This window comes from Pyxidicoccus xibeiensis (genome assembly GCF_024198175.1).
In the GTDB taxonomy this organism is placed as follows: Bacteria; Myxococcota; Myxococcia; order Myxococcales; family Myxococcaceae; genus Myxococcus; species Myxococcus xibeiensis.
Genome location: NZ_JAJVKV010000004.1, coordinates 1 through 26,565, shown reverse-complemented (window position 1 = coordinate 26,565; position 26,565 = coordinate 1). Strand labels below are relative to the sequence as shown.

Below are 26,565 nucleotides of genomic sequence, written 5' to 3'. Positions count from 1 at the left end.
CTCGTCTCCGCGCGGGGGCTCACAGTCCCTCCCCGAGCTGGAGCAGGAGCTGGCCGTCCGGCGAGAACTTGAAGACGCGGTGGAGCCGCACGTCCGTCAACCAGACGTTGTCGTCCGCGTCGATGGCGAGGCCATGGGGCACCTTGAACAGGTTCTCTCCCCAGCTGGCCACCATCCGTCCCGTCTCCCCGTCGAGCACCAGCACCGTCGGCCGGGAGATGAGCGCGTCGTTGCCCCACTGCTTGTCTGCGCGGTGGAAGATGAAGACGCGGTCCTTCGAGTCCACGGCCACGCCGGTGACCTCGCCCAGGACGTACCCGTCGGGGAGCTGGGGCCAGTCCTCGACGGCCTGGTAGCCGCCGACCGCGCCCCCCGGGGTGTCGAGGTGCTTCATGCCTCCGCCACACGACAGCAGCACGAGGATGGCCGCCAACAGCGGCGCACGGGGGCTTTCGAGAGGGCGGAGGCGCATGGGGGCTCGGCGGAGGTGCTTCGATATGTAAAACACCGGTCGCTCCACGCAGTGTTACTGGCGCCGGGATTTCACTCCCGGTGGACCGTGGCAGACTCCGGGGCATGGACCTCCAAGAGACGATGCGGGAGCTGGAGTCGTTGGGCTCGGAGCAGACCCGGAAGACGTTCCTGCGGCACGGAGCGCCGGAGCCCCTCTTCGGCGTGAAGTTCGGGGACCTGGAGAAGCTGCGCAAGCGCATCAAGACGAATGCCGGGCTCGCGGAGGCGCTCTGGGACACCGGCAACTCGGATGCGCGGATGCTGGCGACGATGGTGGCCGACGCGGCAGCCATGTCCTGGATGCAGCTGGACGCGTGGGCCCGGGCGCTCGACTGGCACTCGCTGGTGGACGTGTTCATCAACAACGTGGTCGTCCACTCGCCGCACGTCCGGAAGGCGCTCGAGACGTGGTCGGAGGCGTCCGGAGAGATGCAGCGCCGCGCGGGCTGGCAGCTCCTGGCCGCGCTGGCCGCGAAGACGGCGCAGCTGACCGACGAGGAGCTGTCACCCTGGCTGCCGCGCATCGAGCAGGGCATCCACTCCGCGCAGAACCGCGTGCGCGAGGCGATGAACTCCGCGCTCATTGCGATTGGGGGACGGGGCGGGGCGCTCCAGGAGGCGGCGCTCGAGGTGGCCCGGCGTGTCGGAAAGGTGGAGGTCGACCACGGGGACACCGCGTGCGAGACGCCCGACGCCGCCGCGTACATCGAGAAGGTCCGCGCCCATAGGGAGGGCGCGGGAGGCAGGGCGGTGACCCTGGCGAAGAACGCCGTGGACAGCGTGAGGGACATGGCCGCGAAGGCGGCGGCCGGAGCGCAGAGCGTGGCGTCCGGGGCGAAGAGCGCCGTGGCCAGCGCGAAGAACGTGATGTCGGGGGCCCGGGATGCGATGACCACCGCGCAGAACGCGGTGTCGGATGTCGCCAGGCAGGCCGCGGAGAGTGCGAGGAGCGTCGCCACGCGGGCCACGAAGAAGGCTCCGGCGAACGTGATGCGGAGTGGGGCGGCGAAGAAGGCGTCCCCGGCGTCCGGCGCCCGGAAGGCGGCCGCGAAGAAGACCCCGCCTCGCGCGGCGAAGAAGGCCCCCGGGAAGCGGGCGGCTCCTCCGGTGAAGAAGGCCGCGACGAAGAAGGTTGCCGCGAAGAAGGCGGCCCCCGCCTCGAAGAAGGCAGTCCCCGCTGCGAAGAAGGCGGCTCCCGCTGCGAAGAAGACTGCGGCGAAGAAGGTCACCGCCAAGCGGACGGCTCCGGCGGCGAAGAAGGTCACCGCCAAGCGGGCGGCTCCGGCGGCGAAGAGGCGCGCCCGGCCCCGGGCCTGAGCCGGACTCCTCCGGCACGCGGGAGGGGGCTGCACGGCATGCGGAGGCTCCTCCCGCCCCCGCCCTGGTGCCTGGAAGGAACGCTCATTCCGCGCAGGGGCCTGGCCTGCCCCCGCCCCCGCCCTGGTGCCTGGAAGGAACGCTCATTCCGCGCGAAGGTGGCGCCCGGCCTTGGTCTGCTGGGTCGGTCTTCCACGGGAGCTGGCGGGTGCCCGTACCCGCATCTGGCGGGCAGGTCGGGCCCACTGCGTCCTGAAGCTGCCTCGGCCCCGCGAGCCACCGCATCCGCTGGTGGCCCGCGCGCCTCACGTGGCTACGGCGTGCACAGCCGCTGACCACCGGCCTGCTTGTAGGCCCGGACGCGAGCCGCCAGGTTGCCGTTGTCCGTCTCCGGCGTGGTCGTCTCGTCATTGCCCGCGCCGAAGGCGAAGCCCACGGAGTGCGCGGCGGCCAGCTCGGCCGTGTGCGCGAAGAAGTAGTCCACGCGGTTGTCCCGCCAGCTCTGGCCCGAGTTCGACAGGCCCGGGTTGCCCACCGGCAGCTGCCACCAGAAGCTCGGCTTGTTCATCCGCTCGGAGAGGGCCTTCACCCAGGTGAAGGCCTGGCGGAAGTGGGGCAGGGTGGCGTTGCTCGCGTCCCACCAGGTGTCTTCGCCCCGCCGGACCTCGTACCAGCCCGCGTCGCGGTCGGCCGCCTCCACCACGACGAAGTCCGAGTCTGCCGCCCCCACGAACAACAGGAAGTCGGCCACCTTCCGGGCCTCGCCCGCCACGTCGAACGAGGCATTCGTGTTCGCATACACGTCGATGCGCGTGGCCCACGGGCTGGCATGCAGGCCCACCTTCGCGTTGGGCGCGTACTTGCGCGCCATGGCAATCATGCAGCGGCCCAGGCCCGAGGCGTTGTTCGCCTGCCCGGCGCAATCCGTCGCGTTGGCGGAGGCCACCTGCGCCGCCACCCGGGTCGGGTCACCGTTGGAGTTGAACTGCAGGTAGCCCCACAGGTCCGGCTCCAGGTGGAGCAGCGCCGGCGCCGTGCCCACCTGCTGCAGGGCGAAGCGATAGTCATTGAAGTAGCGCCGCATGAAGGCCACTTCATTGAGCGCCTGCAGCTGCTCCGCGCCCTCGCCCCGCTGGCTCCCCAGGAGCTGCTGGTAGTAGGTGATGAAGGGAAGCTGGTTGCGCCCGCGGGTCCGCGTGACGAAGCCGCGCACGTAGTCGCCCGGGCTCTGGGAGAGGTCCTGCCAGCAGCCCCACCAGGGGCACCCGCCGCTCGCGCACGTGGTGCCCTGGGCCACGCAGCTCGAGTTGCACGCGGTGCAGACAGTGGCCGCGTCCGTGAGGCCGCTCGCCAGGTACAGGTAGTGGATGTCGAAGGGCACGCTGGCCGCGGTGGAGTCCTCCATCTGCGCTCCCACCAGCAGCCGGTCCTTGCCCAGCGACTCCAGGAAGGACTCGCCCAGGCAGGCCGTGGGGTCCGTGCCCGCATCGGTGCCCCCGCCTGTCCCGGCGTCCGTGCCCGCATCGGTGCCTCCACCCGTCCCGGCGTCCGTGCCCGAGTCCGTCCCCGGGCTCGTACCCGCATCGACGCCCGCGTCGCCACCGGGCATCGGCGTGTCGGCGTCCGCGCTGGAGCAGCCCGCCAGCACCAGCAGGCCGAGGGTGAGGGGAAGGAGTCGCTTCAACCGAGTCGAGGAAGGGGTCCACATGGCACCCGAAACGCTACCCCGGCAGGGCCACGGGCACCCGCGACGTCGCGTCCAGCCGGGACTCAACAATCCGCCATTCTTTAAAATCAAGAATTTCTTGAGAACTGCGCCAAGCCCCGACTAGACGCAGGGGCTCCCCTCTCTCCCCCTCTGAGGACGAATGAAGACGCGATTGTGGATGCTCCTGGTGCCCGTGCTGGCGGCGGTCGGCTGTGGTCCCGTGGAGGACACGGAGGCCCCCGTCATCGACGAGCTGACCGGCCAGGTGCTGCTGGAGGCCACGACGAAGTACGACATGCACCGACTGCTGGAGGACACGGACATCACCGGCGGCCAGTGGATCACCACGGCGCAGGTGCAGGCGTTCCTGCAGCAGAACGGCTCGTACCTGGCCACCTACAAGGACCCGGCCTTCAGCAACAAGACGGCCGCCGCGCTCATCGTCGAGCGTTCCAAGCTGTACGGAATCAGCCCGCTGTACATGCTGGCGCGCATCCAGGTGGAGTCCAGCCTGGTGCAGAGCGGCACCTCCAACAACCTGAGCAAGGCCACCGGCTGCGGCTGTCCGGACACCAGCGGCTGTGATGCGCAGTACGTGGGCTTCGGCAAGCAGATCGACTGCTCGGCGAAGAAGCTGCGCGGCTACCTCACGGACCTGGACGCGGGCCGGCCCACCGTCTCCGGGTGGAAGGTGGGCGTGACGAAGTCGACGTCGGACCCGTGCTCGGTGAAGCCGGTCAACAAGGCCACGGCGGCGCTCTACACGTACACGCCCTGGGTGGGCGCGTACGCCATCCAGTGCGGCCGCACCACGGTGGGCGGCTCGTCGCTCGTGCGCGTCATCTTCGACCGCTACAAGACGGCCTACAACTGGGGCAGCCCCACGGCTGGCTGCTTCTCCGAGACGGCGGGCACCACGGTGCCGGAGAACGGCTGCGTGCAGAGCTCGTCCGACGCCATCTGGCGGCAGTGCGTGTCCGGCGCGTTCACCGCGGGCACCACCACCAAGCCCACGACGTGCACGGTGTCCTACCCGTGGTGCTCCTCCGCCACGCTGGGCCGCTCCGTGCCCACGCGCACCTGCGTGCAGTCCTCGGGTGACTCGCAGTGGCACCAGTGCGGCGTGGAGGGCGCGTGGCAGAGCGCTCCCGACGCGCCCACCACCGGCTCGGGCCCCGTGGGCACGTGCTTCGAGCTGTACGCGCTGTAGCGCCGTCCCCCGGCTCCCGTCCCAGGAGGACGGGAGCCCCGGGCGTCAATACTCCTTGCTCCAGATGAGGTCCAGGCCGCCCGAGCGCGCGTCGCCGTACTGGCCTTCCAGGCTCCAGCGCGGGCCGAACTGGTACTCGAAGCGCACGGCGTTGGCGTTCTCTCCCTGCTGGAGGTTGGCGCCCACGCGGCCGGTGTAGCCCACGTAGATTTTATCCGTCACGTACGTGCCCACCTCCAGCTTGGTGCCGGCGAGCCCCGAGTCACCGGCCTCGATGGAGAGCACGTCCAGCGGCAGCTTCGCGGCGAGCGCCTTGCGCGCCTCGTTGGCGACCAGCGAGCCCACCACGGAGGCGGCCTGGGCGCTGGCCGTCATGGACGCACCGGAGCCGCGCTCCAGCGTGCGGCGGCCGGTGGCGAGCAGCGTGTAGATTTCCGACTCCGGCAGCGGCGGGTCGCTGGTGGGCTTGAGGGTGATGTCCCGGCCCTGGCCACGGATGGTGACGTAGACGGTGACCTTCGCGTTGTCGTTGCGGTGCTCGGCGGTGACGTTGATGTACGGCACCACCGGCGGGCCGGTGAAGCGAATCTGGCTGTCGCGCTGGATGTCGAAGCGGCGGCCCAGCACGTCCACCCGCCCGCGCAGCACGCGCACCTCGCCGAACATCCGCGCCACGTCCGTGTACTCGACGCGGAAGTCCTCGGACAGCCCGAGCTCCGCGTTCACGTCCGAGCCCTTCACCCAGATGTTGCGCGGCGCATTCACGTTCACCCAGTACGTGCGCAGCGGCGCCTCCTGCTCGCCTTCCTGCTCCTCCTCGTCGAGCGCCTCCTCGCCGCTGCCACCCACGGCGGTGCTGGTGCCGGTGCCGGGGCTCGCGGGCTGCTCCACCGGAGCCGCGGGCGTGCCGGGCGCGGCCTGCTCCTGCTGCTGCTGCCGGCGTCGGCGCCGCTCCACGGGCACGCCGTTGCGGACGAGGACGACATCCTCGGGCCGCTCCAGCGGCTGCAGGTCCTTGCGCTTCAACTCCGGCAGCACGATGGTGGCCTCGGGGATGGAGACGTTGCGCAGGTTGACGAGCCGCTCGGACAGCGTGCCCTCTATCCTCCCGCGCATGCTCACCACCGCCATCAGCTGGTCGTCGAAGATGATGGGGAAGTCCTGCGCCACCAGCGGGTTCTTGCTCCCCTCGGGGCTGGACAGCTCGTACTCGCCGTCGCGGGTGCGCACCGCCGTCAGCGGCGCCTCCAGCTTCAGCGAGCCGCTGCCGGCTTCCGCCGACAGCGTCTTCAGCGCGATGGACTCGCGGCTCGCCTCCAGCGCGAGCTGGATGGCGCGGTACTCGCCCAGGCCCATCAGCCCGAGCCTGCCGTCCTTCCACGCCAGGTTGCCCTGGAAGGTGGGCGCGCCCAGGGTGCCGCCGAGCGTCGCATCCGCCTGCACCAGGCCGCCCAGGGTGCGCACCATCTCCGTGGCGCCGGAGAGGAAGGACGGGTCGAAGTCGCGGGCCTTGAGCGTCACCTTCAGCGGCGCGCGCGTGTACTGCAGGCCGTTGCGCAGGGCGGGCAGCGACACGTCCAGGTCCACGCCGCCCGTCGCCAGGAAGGTGCCGCCCGAGGGCGCGGTGAGCATGGCGTCGAAGGCGGAGCGCGTGTCCTTGTAGGTGTAGTGCAGGCGCGCCTGGCCCAGCCCCAGGTTGCCCACGCCCAGCTTCTGCATGCCGGCGGTGAGGTCCAGCTCCGGCGTGTCCAGCGTGCCGCGCGCGGCCACCTCCATGGCCAGCACGCCCTGGAAGCCCTGGGGGGCGGTGCCGGGGGACGGCGGCGTGGTGGGCGTGGTCCGGGCCAGTCCGGGCAGCTCCTGTATCGACACCGGCATCAGCCGGCCGCGGATGCGGAAGGGGATGTGGCCATAGACTTCACGGTCCTGCAGCGCGCCCAGCGGCGCCAGCAGCGTGGCCTCAAGACTCGCCAGCGGGCCCTGCTGGCGCCGCGCGTCCAGCGAGATGCGCACGTCCTTCTCTCCGCCCGTGACGCTGAGCTCCCCGCTCAGGGGCGGCAGCCCGTTGGCGGTGGCGTCCTTCGCCTGCATGCCCAGCTTCGCCTGCGGCACCAGCACCGAGCCGTTGAAGTCGAGCTGCGCGGACACCGTGCCGCCCGGGTTCTCCACGCCGCTCATGCCCTGGAGCAGGGTGAGCGGCAGCTCGGCCACGCGGGCCTCCACCTGCAGCGCCGTCGAGAAGACCTCGTCGGCCGTGGGTGGCTTCGCCAGCAGGCCGCCCAGCGTGAAGGGCGTGCGCAGCGCGACGTAGGTCTGCTGGGCCAGGCCCTGCACCTCCAGGCGCGCGTCCAGCGTCTGGTCCTTCTCGTCCGAGTTCGCGGTCAGCGTGAAGGCCAGCGGCTGCTTCAGCGAGAAGCCGGGCGGCGGCACCTGGTAGAGGATGTCCTTGCCGTTCAGGGTGAAGTCCAGCCGCGGCTCGCGGGCAGGGCCCTTCACCACCAGCGTCCCGGACAGCTGGCCGCTCGGGCCCGGCGGCTGCTTCGCCAGCTTCATGGCCCCGGCGATGTCCAGGCTCTTCAGGTCCAACGTAACGGACAGCTCGTCCCTGCGGCGCTTCAGCACCCCCTGCACCGGCACGCTGAACTCCGCCTCCAGCCGCGCCACGGGCAGGTTGGCGGTGAGCTGGCCGGTGGCGCGGTCCTTCACGTAGCGCCCGTCCAGCGTCGCCTGGAGTCCCTCGTAGCCGCTCGCGCGCCCATCGTCCCAGCGGAGCTTTGCCTCCGCCTCTGGCCGGGGCAGCCGCCCGCGCGCGGCCACGTGGCCCGTCACCGTGCCGCCCAGCCCGAGCGACTCCGGGACGAAGGCACGCGGCAGCTTCGTCAAGTCGAACGCGCCCAGCTCCACGCGCGCCGTCACCCGCTCGCCCTCCTTGGAGCCGAGCAGCGACAGCGTCTGCCCGCCGGACTCGAGCGTCAGCGCGGGCTCGACTTCGATGCGGCCTCCGCCGAAGCCCACGTGCGTGGGGCTGCGCAGCGCCCAGGTGGCCTCCGGCCAGGACAGCGTCAGCGCCTGCACCGCCAGCCCCTGGCCGTCCTCGTCCACCGTCCCGCCCAGCACGAGGCCCAGCTGCGCGTCGCCGTGCACGCGCACGGTGGCGTCCAGCTCGCGCTGCTTCGTGGTGATGGTGGCCGCCAGGTCCTTGAAGGTGCGCCCGCCGGTGCGCAGCTCGGCCACGACGAGGGTGGCGTCCGTGTCGAGCGGCCGCGTGACGTCCGGCAGCTCCACCCTCACGGTGAGGTCCTTCAGCGCCAGGTCCGGGCCATACGCGAACGAGGCGAAGCCGCCGTGTGCCTCCAGGCCCGGGGTGCGCAGCGGGCCCTCCACGACGAAGTCCAGGGTGCCGCTGCCGGACATCGCCGGGACGGTGCCCGGCAGCAGCTTCGACAGCGCCTGCGACAGCAGCGACAGGTTGCCCGCGGTGAGGCCGCCGTCCACGCGCATGGCCTCCGTGGTGCCCTGGCCCTTGGCCCGCAGCGACGCGCCCGGCAGCAAGACTTGAAGGCGGGACAGCACGAACTGGCCGTTCTTCGCGCTGGCCTCCAGCTCCACCGGGCCCAGCGGCTGGCCCTGGTACTCGGAAGGGGAGACGGTGAGGTCCACCTCGCCGTCCAGCGTCTCCACGCGGGTGCCCCCGCCGCGCGCGACGAGGTCCGCGTGCAGGTTCGTCTTCGGCCCCTCCGCCACCAGCTTGGACAGGTCCACGTCCCGGGCCTTGGCGGTGAAGCCGCTGGTGCGCATGCGCTCCAGGTCCAGGTCGCCCTCCACGTCCAGCGTGGCATCCGCCGCCTTCGCCAGCGCGTCCACACGCGCCAGGTCCCCGTCCAGGCTCGCCTGGCCCTCCAGCGACACGGGCACGAGCAGCGGCCAGGTGGGCACGAAGCCCTTCAGGAGCTCCGGGGGCGCGGACAGGCGCCGCAGCACCACCGCGGCCTTCAGCTTGCCCTCCGGCTGGCCCGGCGCCGGCTCCGGGGGCAGCGTCACGTCGGCGTCGGCGTCCAGCACCAGCCCGGCGGCCTCCAGGTCCACGTCCGCCTTCAGCGCGCCCTCTTCACCGCCACCCTTGAAGGACAGGCGCACCGGCCCGGCGACGGGGCGGGTCAGCCCGCTGGTGGCCTCCAGCGTGGCGCCGAAGCCCTGCGTCGCCGCCGCGTAGTGCGCGTTGCCTGTGGCGTCGAGGTCCTCGATGCGCACCTGCCGCTCCGGGCCCTCCTCCACCTCCTGCCGGAAGTCGACGTAGCCGTCCTCGAGCACCAGGTCGCGCAGGTCCACCCGCAGCGTGCCCCGGCCCTGCGAGGGCTCCTCGGGCTTGGGGTTCTTCGGCTCCAGCGCGCGCGACAGGTTGAGGCCCCGCTCGTCCTGCGCGAGGTACAGGCGGGGGCGCTCCACCTTCACGGAGGTGAGGTCCACGTGCTGGCGCGCCAGCGAGCCCAGGCGCGCGCGGGCGTCCACCCGGGCGATTTCCGCCACCAGCTCGCCCTCCGGGTCATACAGCTTCAGGCCCGTGAGGACGACGCCGCCCGGGGAAATGTCCAGGCCGCCCAGCTCGAGCCGCCCGGAGAGCTGCTCGTTCGCCAGCGCCACGCCCTTGCGCACCAGCCACGCCTCGCCCCCGGCGCTGGTGAGGTAGACGAGCGCCCCCACCACGACAAGCACGACCAGACCCACCAGGCCCACGAGCCCCCACAGCAGGCGGCGTCCCCAGCGTGTCCGGTTGCTCAAAACGCCTCTCCAATCGAGATGTGCAGCGCACACAGCCCGTCCGGCGCACCCGCGAAGGCTGCATCGGGAGACGTCGGGCCGTTGGGACTCCGGCTGCTTCCAATCCCGAAGCAGCCCCCGGAGTCGGGATAGATGTACCCCGGGGTGGAGACGGGCAATCCCCTGCCGATGTTCAACCGTCGTGCGATGTCCAGTCGGATGGGGCCGACGACCGTCAGGTAGCGAAGCCCCATTCCCACCGCATGGTAGTGGTCAGGACCGAACAGCTTGGGCCCCCGGGACGAGGAGAAGTCTTCGATGCCGACGAGGCCGGTGTCGTAGAAGGCCGCCAGCATCAGGCTCTCGGTGAACTGGTAGCGCAGCTCCAGGGACGTCTCCAACAGGCTGTTGCCGCCCACGGGCACGGTGTCCCACTCCTCCTCCTGCGACTCCGTCTCCGGCACGCCGTCTCCGTCCGTGTCCACCAGGGTGGGCAGGGCCACCATGGGGGACAGGCGCTGGCCGTTGAAGCCCCGCATGGCGGTGCCACCGCCGGAGAAGAAGCGGGTGACGATGGAGCTCTGCCCGCCGCCCGCCGGGTTGAGGGAGCCCGCCCGCACCTTCAGTGCCACCACGAAGCGCTTGTCCTCGTCCAGCGGCCGGTAGAAGCGCAGGTCCGGCAGCAGGCGCACGTAGGTGAAGTCGCCGAAGAAGGGGCCGCCGCCCTTCTGCACCGACAGGCCCAGGAAGTAGCCGTCCCGGGGCTCGATGGCGTCGTCCCGGCGGTCCCACGAGAAGGTCACGTCCAGGAAGCTCAGCGCCACGGTGCACTGGGTGGAGGAGCCCGTGCCGCAGCCCAGGACGATGGGCGGCACCCGCGCGTCCGCGCTCACCTGCCCGGTGAGCCGGTAGAGCTGGAGGTTGTAGGAGGGGAAGACGGAGAAGCTGGGGTGGGGCTGCCAGATGACGCCCGCCAGCGCCCGCCCGCCGAGGAAGCCGTACGCCTGCTCCAGGCCGCGCTCCGCGGTAATCGACGTCTGCAGGCGCAGGTCCCGGAAGAGGAAGCGCGGCTGCTCGAACTCCGTCGTCACCTCGAAGACGGGGCCGCTGTCCTTGATGTCCAGGACGTTGGGGATGAAGGCGTAGCCCACGCGCCCCCGTACGGTGAGCCGGCGCAGGCCGCCGCGGAAGTTGCGGTGGGTCCACTCGCCCAGCACGCGCACCTCCTGGCGGGCGGCGTCCACGCCCACACCGCCGCCCAGCCGCACCGAGCGGAAGGGCGACTCGCGCACGTCCACCACCACCGGCACCGTGCCGGACTCCCGGTCCGGCGCCCCGCGGTTCACCTTCACCGCGCCGAACACCCCCATCCGGAAGACGCGCGCCTGGGCCTCCGCCAGCTTCGTCTCGCTGTACCAGTCCCCCTTGCTCAGCGCGCCCTGCACCTGCTCGATGATGCGGCGCGGCGGCACCTGGGGGTTGGCGTCCGTGGCCACGAAGGTGTTGCCGAACCGGTAGCGCTTGCCCGGCTGGACGCGCAGTTCCACGGTGGCCGCCGTGTCCTTGTCCTTGGCCAGGTCCACCTGCACCTCGCCGCCCACCTCCGCCTCGGCGTAGCCCAGCTCGCGCAGCCGCTCCAGGACCAGGGTCTTCGTCTCCTCCCAGGCGGCTTCCTCGAAGATGTCGCCCTCCTTGAGGGGCAGCTTCTCCATCACCCGCGCGTAGTGCTCCTTCGCGAACTCCGGCGGGAGCGCCTCCTTGAGCCCGGTGTCCTTGATTTCGCCGATGCGGGTGGGCTCGCCCTCCTTCACCTCCACGGAGATGGCGACCGCGTCGTCGCCCTCCGGCTTCACCTCGGCGGCGACGACCGCCGCGTCGTAGTAGCCCTGGGCCTGGTAGTAGCGCTGGATGCGGCGCAGGTCGGCCTGCCAGGCGTTGGCGTCGAAGTAGCGCGGCCCGCCAAAGGGCCAGAAGCCCCACCAGGGCGACTCCGAGGTGAGGATGCGCTCCTTGATGTCGCCCTCGTCGACCTGGTCCGTGCCCCGGATTTCGAGGTCGTTGACCTTGGGGCCGGCAGGCCGCTCCTGCGTGGTGGCGCAGGCAGTGGCCAGCAGGAGCGCGGCGACGGTGGCAAGGCGGAGGGTTCGGAGAAGGGCGGCGGCCACGGGGCGTTCATAGCCGGAAGGCCGGCGGCTGACTCGCTCCTTGCCAGGAGAAAGACGCGGCAGTGTCGCATTCCGCGACCTGTAGACTGTCAACAGTGTCCGGTGTTCCGCCCCGGTCCCCTCCGGGAAGATACCTGGACGTGCAAGCCGGGCCGAGGTGCGCCAGATTGGGCCCCTATGTCCCTGTCCTGGCGAATGAGAGTCGTGCTGTTCTCTGCGCTGGCGGTGCTCGGCTCCGCGTGCGGCGTGGATGAAGACGAGGCCGTGGTCCTCAAGGAGGGGGAGACCCTCGAGGGCTCGGATTACTGCGGCAGCTTCGGCTGCGAGAACCCGCTGGAGTTCTGCGCGGAGCTGTTCTTCGACTTCGGCCGCTCGCCGGCCCTCTGCGTCCCCGACACCATCTGCGACCGGCTGGACTGCGCCAAGGAAGGCCGCATCTGCGCCGTGTTCGACGGCTTCCCCGGCCAGGTGAAGTGCATCGACTGACGGCGCACCCAGCGCTCCGGTAGGGGCCTCCAGACAGGGGGCCCCCGGACCTGGCGCCCCCGGCGCGGGGCAGGGGAGGCGTCAGCGCCGCGCGGAGGCGGTGAGCCAGGCCAGCCGGTTGGCGGCGTCGCGCGTCTGCTCGTCGGTGAGCAGCTCGTTCGCGTTCTGGGCGATGCGGTACGCCCAGTTCGAGTCGCTCATGGAGCCGGGCAGGTTGATGCGGTCCCGGGTGCCGAGGATGTCCTGCCAGGGCAGCACGCACAAATCACTGCCGGAGTTGAGCGACGAGGCCAGCATGGCCCGGTGCACCTCCGGGGTGAACTCGCGCGTGACGGGCACGCCGTTCATCTCCGGCCAGGCGCGGGCGGCCGCCTGGCGCTCGTCGTCGCGGGCGCCCTCCCACCACTCGGCCACGGTGTCCGTGTCATGGGTGCCCGTGGTGACGAGCGACACGGCGGGGAACTGGTGCGGGTCGCGGTAGGTGTTGTCGTCGCGCTCCCAGCGCATCACCCGGTAGCCGGGCAGCTTCAGGTCCGCGAGGATGCGGCGCACGAAGGGCGGAATCACGCCCAGGTCCTCGGCGACGATGCCGGCGCCCTCCGACAGCAGGCGGAAGTGCTTCTCGCCCAGGCGCTTGTGGCTCTCCTCGTCCGGCGGGACAAAGCGCCCGGTGGGCGTCTGCTCGTCGCGAATCCACTGGCGGAAGTAGCCCACCGCGTGGTCCACGCGGCGCAAGTCATAGTAGCTGGCCGCCTTCTTCGCGCGCTTCTTCAGCCACGCGTAGTCGTCCTTCTCCATGGCGGCGAAGTCGAAGTAGGGCAGGCCCCAGTCCTGGCCGGTGGCGGAGAAGTCGTCCGGGGGCACGCCCAGGCGCGCGTCGCGCCGGAGGATGTCCGGGTGGGCCCAGCAGTCCGCGCTGTCCTGGCCGATGATGAAGGGCTCGTCGCCGCACAGCAGGACACTCTTCGCCTTGGCCTGCTCACGCGCCGCGTCCCACTGCTGCTCGGCCACCCACTGGAGCCACGCGTGGTAGCGCACGCGGCGCTCCAGCTCCTTGGACTTGGCGGCCAGGGGCTCGGGCTGGCGGGTGCGCAGCCCCTCGGGCCACTCCCACCAGGCGCGGCGGTCCTCCTGCTCGCTGATGGCGGTGAAGAGGGCGTAGCTCTCCAGCCACTCGCCCTGGGCGTCCCGCCACTGGCTGAAGGCCTTCGCGCGGTCCGTCTTCGCGGCCCAGTGCTGCTGCTCGAAGGTGTCGAAGGCGCGCGCGAAGGCGGCGTCCTTGAGCGGGAACACCAGGTCGTAGCGCACGCGCGGGGCGGCGCGGGCCTCGCCGAGCTGCCGGCGCTGCGCCTCGGAGAGGGCGGCCTCGCCTCCGGAGGCGGTGAACTCCGGCAGCTGCTGCAGGTCGATGAAGAGCGGGTTGAGGCCGAAGGCCGAGCGGGTGGAGTAGGGGCTCGGGTCTCCCGGCGCCGTGGGCAGCAGCGGCAGCACCATCAGCAGGCGCTGGCGCGCGGCCTTCATCCAGGTGAACAGGCCGTCGAGGGCGCCGAAGTCGCCAATGCCGAAGTCCGTCTGGGAGCGCAGCGAGAAGAGCGGAAGCAGGAGACCGGAGAGCCGGCCGGGTGTGGACATGGTGCGTCGCAATCTGCCCCAGCCCCGCGCCGGTGTGAACTCCTCCGACACGCCGATTGCAACGGGCGCTCCGCTGCCTGACGAATGGCGGCGCGGCGGCACGCGTGGGTGTCTGACAGTACAATTCCCGGGTGAACTGGTTGCCGGTATCCTTCTATGAGCGTCCCGCCCTGGTGGTGGCCCGCGAGCTGCTCGGCACCCTGCTCGTGGTGGAAGCAGGGGGGCAGCGGCGCGTGGGCCGCATCGTCGAGACCGAGGCCTATATCGGGGAGCACGACCTGGCCTGCCATGCCTCCAAGGGGGTGACGCCCCGGACGGAGGTCATGTTCGGGCCCGCGGGGCGCGCCTACATCTACCTCATCTATGGGATGCACCACTGCTTCAACGTGGTGACGGACCAGGAGGGGGTGGGCGCCGCGGTGCTCATCCGGGCGGTGGAGCCGGTGGAGGGGCTGGCGCCGGGGGAGCGCACGGACGGGCCCGGGCGGCTGTGCAAGGCCCTGGGCATTGGCCGGGGGCACAACCGGGCGGACCTCTGCGCCCCGGGGCTGCACCTGCTGCCGGGAGCGCCCGTCCCCGAGTCCCAGGTGGCGCGGGGGCCCCGCATCGGCGTGGACTACGCCGGGGCGTGGGCGGCAGAACCCTTCCGGCTGTGGGTCCGGGATAGTCGACACGTCAGTCGGGCGCCGTCCAAGGGGGCTCGTAACCAGCCTTGACGGATGGCCTTCTGGCTGGTTGGGTGCGCCCCGCCATGTCCGACGAGGTCGCCAGGGAAGAGGATCGCCAGCTCCTCGCTCGCGCACAGGATGGGGAGGTCGCCGCCTTCGAGGCCCTGGTGGATGCGCACCGGGACAAGGTGTACGGCCTGGCCCTCCGGATGACGCGCTCCGACGCGGACGCGGCCGAAATCACCCAGGACACCTTTCTGTCGGCCTATCAACACCTCCGGGACTTCCGGGGGGACGCCGCCTTCGGCTCCTGGGTGCACCGCATCGCCGCCAACCATGCGCTCATGCGCCTGCGGCACCGCCGGGTGGCCCAGGCGGCCGAGCAGGAGCTCACCGGCCCGGAGTTCACCGAGCGGGGTACGCTGGCTGACTACCCCGTCACGGACTGGAGCCGGGACGCCGAGGAGAAGGCCCTGGACGCCGAGCTGGGCACGGCCATCCAGCAGGCAACCGACCTGCTTCCGCAGGGTTACCGGGAAGTCTTCCTCTTGAAAGACGTGGACGGCCTCAGTTACGAACAGATTTCAGAGGTGACGGGGGACTCCATCCCCGCCATCAAGAGCCGCCTGCATCGTGCCCGGCTCGCGCTCCGTGAAGCCATCGATGATTTCTACAACCGGGACAGTCGCGGGATGTGAAACGCGACGGGGGGCTCGGCATCTTCGAGATCAGGGACGAGGGCGCGCCGCTGCCAGCCGAGGTTCGGATGTACACGTGTAAAGACTCAATCAACCTCCTGCTGGAGTACCTCGACGGCCAGATGTCCGACGAGGAGGCGCGTCACCTCAAGGAGCACCTGACGGGGTGCAGCCCCTGCGAGGAGTTTTTGCGCACGTACCGGGCCACGTCGGGGCTGTGCAAGAAGGCCCTGGCCGCGCGGATGCCGGAGGAGGTCTCCTCGAAGCTGAAGGAGTTCCTGCGCTCCAAGATCAAGTCGGCGTCGTGAACCTGAAGCAACTGTCGCTCCCGGAGCTGGAGGCGGCGCTCGCCCCGCTCACCCCGTCCCCCACCGCCGTGCGCAAGGTGTTCGCGGCCGTCTTTGCCCACGGTGCGCAGTCCGTGGAGGAGGTGGCGGGCGCGCGGCAGGTGCCACGCCGCGTCGCGGACCACCTGAAGGCGCATGCGGAGCTGCCCCGGCTGGAGGTGGTGGAGCGGCGCCGGGCGGACGACGGCTTCGTGAAGTACCTCTTCGACTCGCCGCTGGGAGGGCGGGTGGAGGCGGTGCGCATCCCCATCTTCGAGGAGAAGTACGTCATCTGCGTGTCCAGCCAGGTGGGCTGCGCGCTGGCGTGCGACTTCTGCATGACGGGGAAGCTGGGCTTCAAGCGCAACCTCCACACCTGGGAGATCCTGGACCAGGTGCTGCAGGTGCGCGCGGAGGCGGACCGGCCGGTGCGCGGCGTCGTCTTCATGGGCATGGGCGAGCCGCTGCTCAACTACAAGGAGACGCTGCGCGCGGCGGACATCCTGCGCCACCCGGCGGGGCTCTCCATTGCCGGTGACGCGATTACGTTCTCCACGGCGGGCCACGTGCCGGCGATTCGCCGCTACACGCGCGAGGGGCACCCGTACCGGCTGGCCTTCTCCGTGACGAGCGCGATTGCGGAGAAGCGGGCGCAGGTGCTGCCGATTGAGAAGACGCACCCGCTGCCGGAGCTGATTGAGGCCATCCGCGAGTACAGCACCGTGCGGCGCGAGCGGGCGATGATTGCCTACGTGGCCATCAGCGGCTTCAACCTGGGGCGCGAGGATGCGGAGGCGCTGAAGACGGCGTTCGAGGGCATCCCCATCAAGGTGGACCTCATCGACGTGACGGACCCCACGGGGAAGTACCTGCCGCCCACGCCCGAGGAGCTGAGCGCGTTCCGGGACTACTTGCAGATCTTGAAGTCACCGGTGGCGCGGCGGTACTCGGGCGGCAAGGAGATTGGCGCGGCGTGCGGCACGCTGGCGGCCACGCAGTATGGCGGCACGGTGATGCCGCGGCCGGAGTCGAGCACGTAGGTCGGCTCACTACAGCGCGAGCCCGCTAGCAGCGTTCGATCTTTGCGACGACACCAGTGGCGCGAGGGCATCTCCAAGAGCATCGATCTCTACTCTTGTTCCTTGTGCCACCTCGGCAGGGGCTCTGCGTAGCAGGTCTCCCAGTTCCGCAATGCTCAGGCCGAGTCGCGCGCGCAGTCCGCGCATTGCTTCGGCCTTGTCGGGCCCCAGCCCAAGAACCATCAATCTCCAACAGCCATTCGCCTGATAGAACAGCCCTCTCATGTCATCCAGTACGCCCTTGTCATCAGCCCAGCCTCGAATGCATGAGCGCACACGCCACACCTGAACGAGATTGAAAAGCGGACCTCCCCCGAGCTTGCCGACACCACGCAGGTCTCTTGCCCGGGAGAACCACAGCGAGAGCACTGAGCAGCGACCTTGATCGATGGGTATGACATTTAGAGCCCCTAGAGCCCTGTCTGCGCCTGCCCGCTCCTCGCGGTGAGCGCGCCGGGCTTGCCCTGGTCCTTGTCCGTCCTGGCCTGCCCCACCAACCAGGGAAGCGAACCGCTGGGGACCTGCCGAGGCGTGTGCGAACCCGGTCACGCCCTCTCGCGCATAACCCCGCGACATGACGGCCCTTCTTCAAGTCCGACCTCGCGAGAACGCATCAGGCTTGGCTCAAGCGTACAACCAATCACGCGTTGGCTCCCGTTGCCGTCACAGCCGAGACACGAACACGCCCTCGCCGCAAGCGCCTGCAATGCTCACGCAGAAGAGAGCCTGCGCAGCAAGTCCGACACCACGGCATGCCACTCCTCGTTTCTCGCCCCCTCGTCGAACAGTTCTTGGAGTTCGGACTCTGCTTCAATTCTACGTGTGGCAGTTGTGGCAAGCGACCGCAGCTCGTCGCTGCATCCATTCCGATTCGCAGCGACCCAGGACTTCACCGCTTCGGGGCTCTCCACGCTGGGCTGCCCAATGCACGCGGCGACGATTTCAGCTGCCCCGAGCGAAGTGCAGCAAACATTTGCGCTTAAATACGCATCCCGAGAGGCACGCGCCACGTACTCCAACACTGCCTTGACGGATTGCCATCCTTTCAGAGTGGAAACCCAGTCCAAAACCGCGTCGTTCTCGAAATTTCCTGAGCCCCATGCACCCATTTTCGTCCCTCCACTCTACCGCGTTGGCTTTGGCCGGGTTCCACAAGCGGCACGATAGGCCCCCTCTGACATTTGATAGCGGTCATTTGCATGCGGTCTCTCGAATCTCTGACGCTCTGTTTCGCCCCATTGACGCAGGCAAGAACGCTCATGGCACACGCGTCGGCTCCGCATGCCTTCACCGCGCCAGGCTTCACTGAGGCGTTGCCGTCATTGCAGTGCTGGTTGATGCCAGATTGGCCGGAAGGGACGCTACAGCCACTGCCAGGGCTGCTCCCGCACCATGGTTGTCGCCAGCTCCATCGCGATAGAATGTCAGGAGGACCTGTCGTGCACGGTCCCAATTGCAGTTGTCATCCGCGCCGTTGGTACCTGCGCTTATTCGGGGCTGCGGTTGACTGAACCCTGCGGACCTGAACCCTGTGTTCAGGTCCGCTCCAGAGGGACCTCCCACACACCCAAGGAACTGGTGGACGCCCGGATTGGCTGGCTGCTTCGGCGTGAAGAAGGCCTCGGGCTGAACTCGGCCTCTACCAAGCACAAGAGACAGCCCGATGGCCCGTTAGGGGCATGTTGTCACCGGCCTAAAGCGCGTTCTGCCGCTGCCTTGACGCATGCATCACGAAGCGACTGAATTCAGGGTGGGCACGGGTGGTCTCCGCAGGCCTTGCGCTGCCAGCCACGGCGGGACAGACAAGGAGTTCTAGGGAGCGCGATCATTCACTGCTCGTGGTTCCAACGGTCGGCGAGTAAAATCCACGTTCCACATCAATGCGCACGGCGCCTCCAATTTCCACAGCAACCAATACGCGTGCATCGCCTACACGCATCCACCACTCTCTATCTCCAAGTTGCTCAATATGGAGCCAATGGTCTACAACCAGTTCATCGAATACTCCTTCATTTCTTACCTCAATGTCGCCTGATTCTTTGTGCGCCAGCAAACGCCATTCCCGTCCAGGGAACTCTGCCAGGCGCCGGGCTCGCTCAAGCTTGCTATCGTCGTTCTCTCCCATTGTATTCACCTTTCACATAGCGTTAGCGGAAAGCATCTTCAAGTAATCGAATCAGGCTGGCGTTTCCTGTTGCGCGAGCATCGACCTGAATTGCTCGTTCAAAGAAGCCGCCGTCCGCTTGCCGCCCTCGATCCGCCGTCAACACGCGCGCATCAATGGTCTCGGCCAAACGAAGGATGTCAGGATCTGTCATGTCGCCGCGACCAAAAATCTCTTGGACTGAGCGGACGTTGAATCCAGCCGCCCTCAACGCTTCAGCAGCACCCCGGCGGTCTAGATTCTCATCGAGGATGACTGGAATTCCTTCACCCTCGAATCCAGCAAGCTGCCGGGCTCGATCTCGCAGCGCATTTATGATTTCCTGTCTCGGCCCTGCGGGCGGTCCGCCTCTGCGGAACAGGGAAGTCAGCGAGCCACTCGTTGCGAACCTCGCAGTACCCGCAGCACCCATAACCGCCGACGCGGCATCCAATCCAGAGTTGAACCCATTGTAACCCACACCCTCGTAGTCGCCCTTTTCATGGGCTTCCATCGCCATGTAGCCGGCAGTGAGCGACTGGAACACGGGATTGAAGATGTTGACGGCACCGAGCACGCCGTCCTCCTCGTAAGCTTTGTAGACGGTCAGCCCCATCTGCAAGGTTGCGAGCGCCGGATTCCCTGAGGCCTCGAGCTGCCCCATCACCATGCTCCGCTGCGCTGCAAGCATGCCGGAGTACACCTGAAACCCGGCATACATGCTCCCGAGCGTATCGGAGACCATGCTATTGACAATGCTTCCCGTGAAGCTCGTGCTGCCCCCGGACAGACCCAGCCAGTCAGCTTCGGTGACAGTGACGTCAATAACCTCGTATCCGAAGGCGTTCTCACCATCGTGGAAGACCACCCCACCGCGGGAATGCAGCTCAAGCCCAGAGAAGCCCGACGGGTCCACGTGGTTGAGCGGGCTGTTGAGCACGTACGCGTAGCGGTTGTACGACTGGCCGAGGAGAGGCGCTTGCACGATGGGGTCCGGCGTGAGGAAGCGCGCCGTCTTCGGGTCGTACATGCGCCCCCTCATGTTGATGAGGCCCGTCTCGGCGTCCTCCTCGTGAGAAGTGAACCCGCGCGTCACGTCGGAGCCGCCCGCCGGCCTCGGCAGGGCAGGGTTCACCGCGCTGCGCGCCTCCCCAAAGGGCTCATGCTTCCGCCGCTCGACGACCTTGCCCGTCTCGTCGGTGATGCTCTCTACTGAGCCCAGGTGGTCGTCGTGCAGGTAGCGTGTTGCCTCGCGGTTGCCTCCGCTGCCGTTCGGCTCCCAGGTCACCTGCGCCACGATGCGGCCCCCGGCATGCACGTTGAAAACGTGCTGCGTCCGCCCGGCAATGACGCGCTTCTCGTACAAGTCCCCCACGTAGAGGGTGGAGTCCCCATTCGAGCGCTTCTTCGAGACTCGGCGGTAGGCGGCGTCATACGCGAAGGTCAGCGTGTCCGTCCCTCGGGTGATTCGCGTAGGCAGGTTGAACGACGTGTAGTCGATGCTCGTGTTCCGCCCGGTGGCCGAATCCACCGAGGTCCGGCGGTTGCCCTTCACGTCGTAGCCGTACGTCGTCGTTCCGAACGTCTTTACCGCATGCGGGGCGCCGCCCGTGTAGCTGGGGCGCACCTCGCTGACGGTGGCGCCCACCTCCGTGCGCCGGAGCGTCATGTTGCCGATGGCGTCGTAGTCGTAGTGGGTCCTGGCGCTCCGGCAGTTGAGCGTCACAGTCCAATCAGTCAGTCGCTCCAGCGCGTCGTAAGTGAAGCCCTCGCTCACCTTCGCCAGCAAATCGTGCCGTTGGCGCAGGTTTCCGTTGGCCTCGTAATCGTATGCCAGCCGCTGCACGGCGCCCTGCGGGCCCTGTGCATCGAGGAAGCGCAGCTGCCCCTCCGGGTCATAGCGGCGGGCCGTCACCACGTTGTTGCCGAACCGCTCGGACGACACGTGGCCCTCCAGGTCCCGGGCCTGCACCGTCCAGAGCGCCTTCGCGGAGGGCGTCACCTGCTCCACGTGCCGCAGTGTGTTCGACGGCGTGTAGCCATAGCGGACCTTGAGACGCGACGGGCCACCCGCCGCCGGGTACGTCAGCATGTCCAGGCGGCCCACGACGTCGAAGGTGCGCTCCACGTCGAAGACCTGGCCCTCGATGCTCCAGAACTCCTGACGGACCCGTCCGAAGCTGTCATACACGTAGGCGGTGGAGACATCGTCTAGCGAGGTAGCCGGGTCTCTCGCATTCGTGACGCGTGCCAGCAGCCCGAGCGCATTCGGCACGCCGCTGGCGTCCACCGCCGTGTCCCAGATGAACTGGCTCACGCCGTCCTTGCGCGTCTCGGAGACGATACGTCCCAGCCCGTCATACTGGAAGGTCGTAACGTCGCTCGCGGCGTCCGCCTGCTCGCGAATCTCGCCAAAGGCGTTGTACCGGGCCTCTATATGGCCTTGGTCGGGGTCATCCAGCACCGTCGGGCGGCCAAGCCGGTCAAACTGCATGGACACGCGGTTGCCGTGAGCGTCGACGACAGCCGAGAGGACGCCGAAGGGGCCATACTCATACTGGGTCACCAGAGAGGTGCTCGTGGAGAGGACGTCGACGCTTCGGGTAACGCGTCCCGACTGGCTCTCCACGACATAACGGGTGTGGCCGTTCTCGTCCTTCGTCCAGTGCTCAAGCTGCCGGTATGTATGCTCGATGGTGGAGCCATCCGGCTGGGTCAGCTTCCGCAGCCGGCCCAGGCCGTCGTACTCGAAGGAGCGCAAGGCACGCTCCGCGGTGGAGTCCGGGGAGTGTGGCACCGCCGCCACCTTCAGTCGGCCCAGTTCGTCGTATTCCATGCCCACGGCGCTGAAGCTGCCGTCGAAGTTGCGGGCGCGCCGGTAGATTTCCCGGCCTGCCCAGTCATGGACGGAGAAGAGTTCCTGCCCACCGGTGGATTGTTGAGTCAACGTCATCCGCCCGATTTCGTCCTGGCCGTAGCTGAGAGAGCGGTCGTCGCCCCCCGGCGTGTCCTCGATGCGCAGGCGTCCGAAGCCGTCGTACTTCCACTGCGTCCGCAGCCCATTCGCATCCTCCGTGAGGGCCAGGACTCCCAGGCCCGGGTGGTACGCGAAGTCCGTCCGGTGGCCCAGGTGGTTGGCGAGCGTCACCGGGTGGAGTTGCTCGTCGTCAAGTTGGAGCGTGGTGGTGCGGGTACGCCCCAACGCATCCGTCTCGTCCACCCGCTCCACCTGTCCGCTGGGCAGGCGGTGGTAGGTGGTGACGAGGCGGACGTCGTTGGCCTCTGTCCCTGTCACGGTCGGCTCCACCGTCTCATGTTTCAGGAGCACGGTTCCCGGCACGTAGTCGAAGTCGGTGACGCGCGTCATGTACCCGCCGGACGGCGCGCTGGCCGTCACGGAGACCCGGGCCGTCCGTCCGAGGAGCCAGGCCCCCGGGTCGTCCTCGTACGTCGCATTCCAGGTGGAGCTCTCGCCATCCGCCGTAGTGGTCTCCGACGAGAGGAGGTTGCCGTGGAGCGTATCGAACACGGCGGACGACTGGCGCTGCCTCAGGATTGCCCCTCCGCTCGTGGGAGGAACCTCCCACTCTCGGTCTAACGTCTCCGTTCGGGACGGCGCGAGAATCTCGCCTCCCGTCGAGCCCTGCCGCACCGCGTGTGTGTAGGTCGTCCGCCGCTCCACCGTCAGGGTGCGCCCATCGCCGAGCGGCGCCACCAGCGTCTCCACCACGGGTCGGTGCGAGTTCGGGTAGAAGGATTGAAGCGTGGTGAGGTTGTCGAAGGTGGTGGTGGCCGTCGTCCCGGTGACGCTGTTCTTCACCACCCGCTGCCGGAAGCCGAGCCAGCTCCGCCCCCGCACGTCCCTGCGCGCTCCTGCGTAGGCGTAGTCGAAGCGGGCGCCGCTTCCCCAGGGCGACGAGTGCATGTCCACGCGAGAGACAACCCACGCCCCACTCCGCACGCATTGCACGGGGTGGGCGCAGGGGCCGTCCCACACGCCAGTGTACACACGCGAATCCGACAGCGGCGCGTAGCTCAGGGACGACTGGTAGTTCAGTCCATCCCGGACATGCTTCAGGACGTCCGGCCGGGAGCCCCTGCGCAGGAACACCCGCAGGTGGCCGCTGGTGTCAGTGCCGAGAATGTCCGCCCGGCCATCCCCGTTGGCGTCTATCAACTGGACGGTCGGCGACGTGGGAAGCGGTGTGCCCGTCTCATCCACCGGGACCTGGGCCTCGAAGGAAGTGCCCCGGGCCAGCAGCATGGCCATGGTTGCCCTAGAGGAGTTGCTGCCAAGACCGAAGAGGAAGTCGTGGTGGCCGTCGGCGTCGAAGTCGAAGACCCGGACGCCGGGGTCTGTGCGCATGCCAATTACGACCGAGGAGGGGAAGCCGAAATCGCTGGGCATCACCCGCAGCCCCGCTTCGATGAAACCGCGCCCCGTATTGAGCGTGACGATGCAGTCTCCACCGGCTCTGCCGGTCAGCACGTGGTCCGACAGGCCATCCCCATTGAGGTCCGCGAACCACTCCACCTTCCCCAGGTACTGGGCGGAGAGCAGGGCGATGTTCCAGGACTTCTGCTGACCGTCCGGAGTCAGTCCGTAGCCGTGGTACCAGACGCTAGCGCTCCCCGGGGCCCCCGCGCGCGACAGCAGTTCGACGGTGCCATCCCCGTCGATGTCACCGGCCATCATCGCCAAGCGTCCCGACGCCGTCGGAAGGAAATCGGAGTCGGCGAGCGTCGTGCCATCGAAGCGCAAGTAGTACCAGCTCTGGTCCGCTCCCCACGAGAAAACGATTTCCGGCCGCACGTCCCCGTCGAGGTCCGCCAGCTTGAGCGCGGGGATTTGGAACGGCTCGAAATCCCTAGTTTCACGGGGGGAGCCAGTAGCTACGAAGGACGTCCCAGACGACAGATGGACGGTCATCACATACTTCTTCTGGGCCGGAAAGGTCGCTCCATGAATGACCTGGCTCGGAACGTATTCTGTGTAGCGAACGAGAACGATGTCTGAGCGGCCATCCAGGTTGAGGTCCGTCGTCTCCATCACGTACGTCACGCCAGCGCCGCTGTAATCCCCGGCTGGCAGGTCCACGGCGATGCGCTCGGAGAACAGGGGCTTGTCCGGAGCCCGCGTGGGGGACGCGCGGCTGAGGCGGTAGTACCAGCGCGAAGCGTCCGCCGCGAGGTAGAGCACGTCATCCAGTCCGTCTCCGTTCACGTCGAGGACTCGCAAGCTCCCCGCCCGCACCCCTTCCGCGAAGTCCGTTTCGTGACGGGTGAACACCCGGTCTCCCAACTCCCAGTCGAAGACGGTCGGTCGCTTGCAGACCTCCGCCCCATCACATTCCCGGACCTCGTGAAGGAGGCTGCGCCGGCTGATGCTGTCGTCCCGGTAGAGCAAGTTGTAGCTGCGCAGCAGGCCCGAGGGCGGCGCCGACATCTCCACCCGGTACAGGCGCCGCGAGTTCTTGAGCTTGAGCCCGGAAACGAAGGAGAAGCTCGTGTCGGAGCGGGACTGATAGTGGAAGCTGACCGCGCGCCGAGCTTCCGCCAGGGCCGAGCCCTTCGGCCCGAAGGTGTAGCGAATCTGCAAGGGCCACTGCTCGTAGGCGTAGCCATCCGCCACGTCTTCGGAGACGCCATAGTAGACGACCATCCGGTTGCCAGATCGGTCCGCCACCTCGGAGAGCCCCCACGCGAGGCGCGCATGGCCGTCGTAGTTGTTGTTGGCGCTCGGGTCGTTCCAGTCGTACGGCTCCACGTTGACGCGTCGGCCCTCGAGTCGCGATTGGGTGGCGTCCTCCAGCGTCCCGTAGGACATCACACGCCCGTCCTTGAGCCTCACCTCAAACCAAGTGGGTCCCAGGGCATCCGGCTGATGGGCAATGTGAGCTTGCCCCGGCTCCGTGGACAGCGTGGTTATGCTGCCTGCGCCACCGGTAAGGCGGCCCGCTCATACTCTACCGGACTCACGTAGCCCAGCGAGGAGTGGCGGCGCTGGCGGTTGTAGAAGACCTCGATGTACTCGAAGAGCGCGGAGCGGGCCTGCTCGCGCGTGGCGAAGTCCGCGTCGTGGACGAGTTCCATCTTCAAGGTGCTGAAGAAGCTCTCAGCCACTGCGTTGTCCCAGCAGTTGCCCTTGCGGCTCATGCTGCACTCGATGCCACGGGAGGCCAGGGCTCGCTGGTAGTCCTCGCTGGCGTACTGGCTGCCCCTGTCCGAGTGGTGCAGCAGCCCTCGCGGAGGCTGGCGGCCCTTGAGCGCCATGTCGAGCGCGCCCAGCACCAGGTGGCGGTCGATGAACTCGCTCATGCCCCAGCCGACGACCAGACGCGAGAAGAGGTCGAGCACCACGGCCAGGTAGAGCCAGCCCTGCCTCGTCCAGACGTAGGTGATATCCGTCACCCAGGTGCAGTTGGGCTGGTCGGGGGAGAAGTCCCTTGCGAGCACGTTGGACGCCACCGGCTGACTGTGGCGTGAGTCCGTGGTTCGCACGAAGCGACGCTTCTTGCGCGCGGCCAGGCCCTGCTGGCCCATGAGGCGCCCGACGCGCTTGCGGCTGACGCGCCGGCCCCCAGCTCGCAGCTCCGCGTGCACCCGCGGGCTGCCGTAGGTGCCGCGGCTCTTCTGGTGCACGGCCGCCACCTCCACGGCCAGAGCTCGGTCTGCCTTCTGCCGCGCGGACTCCGGTCGGCTCTGCCACGCGTAGTATCCCGAGCGGGCGACGCCCAGCTGCCGACACATCAGCTCGACGGGGAAGTGGGCCTTCTGCGCTTCGATGAACTCGAACTTCACTTCGAGCCCTCCTTCGCGAAGAAGGCCGCTGCTTTTTTTAGGAAGTCGCGCTCCATCTGCAGCTGGCGGTTCTCCTTGCGCAGCCTCGCCAGTTCCTCCCGCTCGGCTGTCGTCAGTGCTCCCGGCTTGCCCTGGCCCCGGTCCGTCCGGGCCCGCTCCACCCAGGTGCGCAGAGCCGTCTCGGTGAGGTCCAGGTCTCGTGCCACCTGGCCCACTGTCTTGCCCTCCTCCAGAACCAGCCGGACAGCCTCCGCTTTGAACTCGGCGGTGAAGCTGCGGCGCTTCCTTCTCTGCTTTGTATCCGTGGACATCCTTGGACCCCTTCATCACATCTCGGGTGTCCACGGAACTGGGGCAGCCTCAATGTGCCCAGGCGCACGCTGACGCGCGCCTGGGTACTGGAACAAGACCTTGGCCGGTGACGGCATTCCATGAATCCGCGCGCCAACTGAAGGGCGCAAGCAGGGAGCACATTGCCCCGAGCCCCGCCCAGCACAACCACTCGAAGGACAGCCATCAGCCGTCGCGTGCTCTACGGAATTCCTCAACCAAACGCCAGAACAACTCCCACGCAGCCCCATCGCTGCCCGCGGCCTCAAGAACAGCGGCAGCAAACCCGGATGACGTACTCCACCCCCTCGTCTCCCAAAGAAATTCACCAAAGTCCCGCGCAAATTCGACCACCGACTCCTGAATGCCGTGCTGTCGCAGCGCAAGAGAATACCCATGAATGAGCTGCTCAAGGCTGCGCAGACGCAACGCGCCCTGAGACTCATCGCCCGCGACATACATGCCGGGCCGCCTTCGAACCTCTTCAAGCAAATCGAAGATCGACATCATCCCTCCTCAGAAACGGTGTGGCTCTCATCCTGAGCGGATGAGCACCAGGCTGTGGCCCCTGCCGGCGAAACATGGCGCAAACCTGTCGGACAGTCAGACCGTCGATTTATCGGCCTGGGGCAAGGGTGGAGCGAGTGGCACGCGTATCCCCGGCTGAGGAGCGCATGGGGATTCGGCGTAGAAGAAGCGGAGAGTGAACAGGTAGCGGATGAGGAGTCCGC

Annotated in this window: 17 protein-coding genes; 7 read left to right on the top strand and 10 right to left on the bottom strand. The window is 68.5% G+C overall.

The features are described from left to right. Nucleotides 1–19: 19 nt before the first annotated feature. Nucleotides 20–472 carry an NHL repeat-containing protein gene (locus LXT23_RS17960; protein WP_253981423.1) on the bottom strand — a complete coding sequence of 151 codons (453 nt, stop codon included), beginning with the start codon at nucleotides 470–472 and terminating at the stop codon, nucleotides 20–22. A 104-nt stretch (nucleotides 473–576) separates the two neighbouring features. On the opposite strand from LXT23_RS17960, the gene LXT23_RS17955 reads away from it, so the two are divergent. Next, nucleotides 577–1,830, top strand: coding sequence for a DNA alkylation repair protein (locus LXT23_RS17955; RefSeq protein WP_253981422.1), 1,254 nt, complete (start codon nucleotides 577–579; stop codon nucleotides 1,828–1,830). Between the two features lie 313 nt (nucleotides 1,831–2,143). Here LXT23_RS17955 and LXT23_RS17950 read toward each other — a convergent pair whose 3' ends face one another. Then, nucleotides 2,144–3,514, bottom strand: a complete 1,371-nt coding sequence (locus tag LXT23_RS17950) for a hypothetical protein (RefSeq protein WP_253981421.1) — start codon at nucleotides 3,512–3,514, stop codon at nucleotides 2,144–2,146. A gap of 184 nt (nucleotides 3,515–3,698) precedes the next feature. Between LXT23_RS17950 and LXT23_RS17945 the strand changes: the two genes are divergently transcribed. Continuing rightward, nucleotides 3,699–4,748, top strand: a complete 1,050-nt coding sequence (locus tag LXT23_RS17945) for a hypothetical protein (protein WP_253981420.1) — start codon at nucleotides 3,699–3,701, stop codon at nucleotides 4,746–4,748. A gap of 45 nt (nucleotides 4,749–4,793) precedes the next feature. Here the strand turns inward: LXT23_RS17945 and LXT23_RS17940 are convergent, their stop codons facing one another. Further along, entirely contained in the window at nucleotides 4,794–9,527 is a 4,734-nt protein-coding gene (locus tag LXT23_RS17940) for a translocation/assembly module TamB (protein WP_253981419.1), read from the bottom strand. Beyond that, the gene (locus LXT23_RS17935; protein ID WP_253981418.1) at nucleotides 9,524–11,671 is read right to left on the bottom strand and encodes a BamA/OMP85 family outer membrane protein; all 2,148 of its coding nucleotides are present in this window, start codon (nucleotides 11,669–11,671) and stop codon (nucleotides 9,524–9,526) included. Before LXT23_RS17935 ends, LXT23_RS17940 begins: the two co-directional genes overlap by 4 nt. A gap of 195 nt (nucleotides 11,672–11,866) precedes the next feature. Between LXT23_RS17935 and LXT23_RS17930 the strand changes: the two genes are divergently transcribed. Continuing rightward, a complete protein-coding gene (locus tag LXT23_RS17930; protein WP_253981417.1) occupies nucleotides 11,867–12,157 on the top strand; it encodes a hypothetical protein in 291 nt (96 codons plus the stop codon). 81 nt (nucleotides 12,158–12,238) lie between these two features. On the opposite strand, the gene LXT23_RS17925 is transcribed toward LXT23_RS17930, so the two are convergent. After that, on the bottom strand, nucleotides 12,239–13,789 hold the full coding sequence (locus tag LXT23_RS17925) for a 4-alpha-glucanotransferase (RefSeq protein WP_253981416.1): 1,551 nt from the start codon (nucleotides 13,787–13,789) through the stop codon (nucleotides 12,239–12,241). A gap of 131 nt (nucleotides 13,790–13,920) precedes the next feature. Here LXT23_RS17925 and LXT23_RS17920 point away from each other — a divergent pair, with 131 nt between their 5' ends. Genes LXT23_RS17920 through LXT23_RS17905 form a run of 4 tightly spaced genes read left to right on the top strand, consistent with a single transcriptional unit; the run spans nucleotide 13,921 to nucleotide 16,521 of the window. Beyond that, on the top strand, nucleotides 13,921–14,505 hold the full coding sequence (locus tag LXT23_RS17920) for a DNA-3-methyladenine glycosylase (protein WP_253981415.1): 585 nt from the start codon (nucleotides 13,921–13,923) through the stop codon (nucleotides 14,503–14,505). A 35-nt stretch (nucleotides 14,506–14,540) separates the two neighbouring features. Next, nucleotides 14,541–15,155 (top strand): RNA polymerase sigma factor, encoded by a 615-nt coding sequence (locus LXT23_RS17915; protein WP_253981414.1) that lies wholly within the window; start codon nucleotides 14,541–14,543, stop codon nucleotides 15,153–15,155. Next, nucleotides 15,152–15,463 carry an anti-sigma factor family protein gene (locus LXT23_RS17910; RefSeq protein WP_253981413.1) on the top strand — a complete coding sequence of 104 codons (312 nt, stop codon included), beginning with the start codon at nucleotides 15,152–15,154 and terminating at the stop codon, nucleotides 15,461–15,463. Before LXT23_RS17915 ends, LXT23_RS17910 begins: the two co-directional genes overlap by 4 nt. Beyond that, nucleotides 15,460–16,521 (top strand): radical SAM protein, encoded by a 1,062-nt coding sequence (locus LXT23_RS17905; RefSeq protein ID WP_253981412.1) that lies wholly within the window; start codon nucleotides 15,460–15,462, stop codon nucleotides 16,519–16,521. Before LXT23_RS17910 ends, LXT23_RS17905 begins: the two co-directional genes overlap by 4 nt. Nucleotides 16,522–17,270: 749 nt before the next feature. Here LXT23_RS17905 and LXT23_RS17900 read toward each other — a convergent pair. The 5 genes from LXT23_RS17900 to LXT23_RS17880 form a co-directional block, all read right to left on the bottom strand. Then, nucleotides 17,271–17,669 carry a DUF4259 domain-containing protein gene (locus tag LXT23_RS17900; RefSeq protein ID WP_253981411.1) on the bottom strand — a complete coding sequence of 133 codons (399 nt, stop codon included), beginning with the start codon at nucleotides 17,667–17,669 and terminating at the stop codon, nucleotides 17,271–17,273. 716 nt (nucleotides 17,670–18,385) lie between these two features. Then, on the bottom strand, nucleotides 18,386–18,685 hold the full coding sequence (locus tag LXT23_RS17895) for a hypothetical protein (RefSeq protein WP_253981410.1): 300 nt from the start codon (nucleotides 18,683–18,685) through the stop codon (nucleotides 18,386–18,388). 22 nt (nucleotides 18,686–18,707) lie between these two features. Further along, nucleotides 18,708–24,530: an RHS repeat-associated core domain-containing protein gene (locus LXT23_RS17890; RefSeq protein ID WP_253981409.1), complete on the bottom strand. Its 5,823-nt coding sequence runs from the start codon at nucleotides 24,528–24,530 to the stop codon at nucleotides 18,708–18,710. Nucleotides 24,531–24,628: 98 nt separating this feature from the next. Next, nucleotides 24,629–25,815 (bottom strand): IS3 family transposase gene (locus LXT23_RS17885; RefSeq protein WP_253981408.1). Its coding sequence is split into 2 segments (ribosomal slippage): nucleotides 24,629–25,533 and nucleotides 25,533–25,815, totalling 1,188 coding nucleotides; the frame shifts between segments, so codons are not numbered across the junction. 205 nt (nucleotides 25,816–26,020) lie between these two features. Continuing rightward, entirely contained in the window at nucleotides 26,021–26,344 is a 324-nt protein-coding gene (locus LXT23_RS17880) for a hypothetical protein (protein ID WP_253981407.1), read from the bottom strand. Nucleotides 26,345–26,565 lie beyond the last annotated feature (221 nt).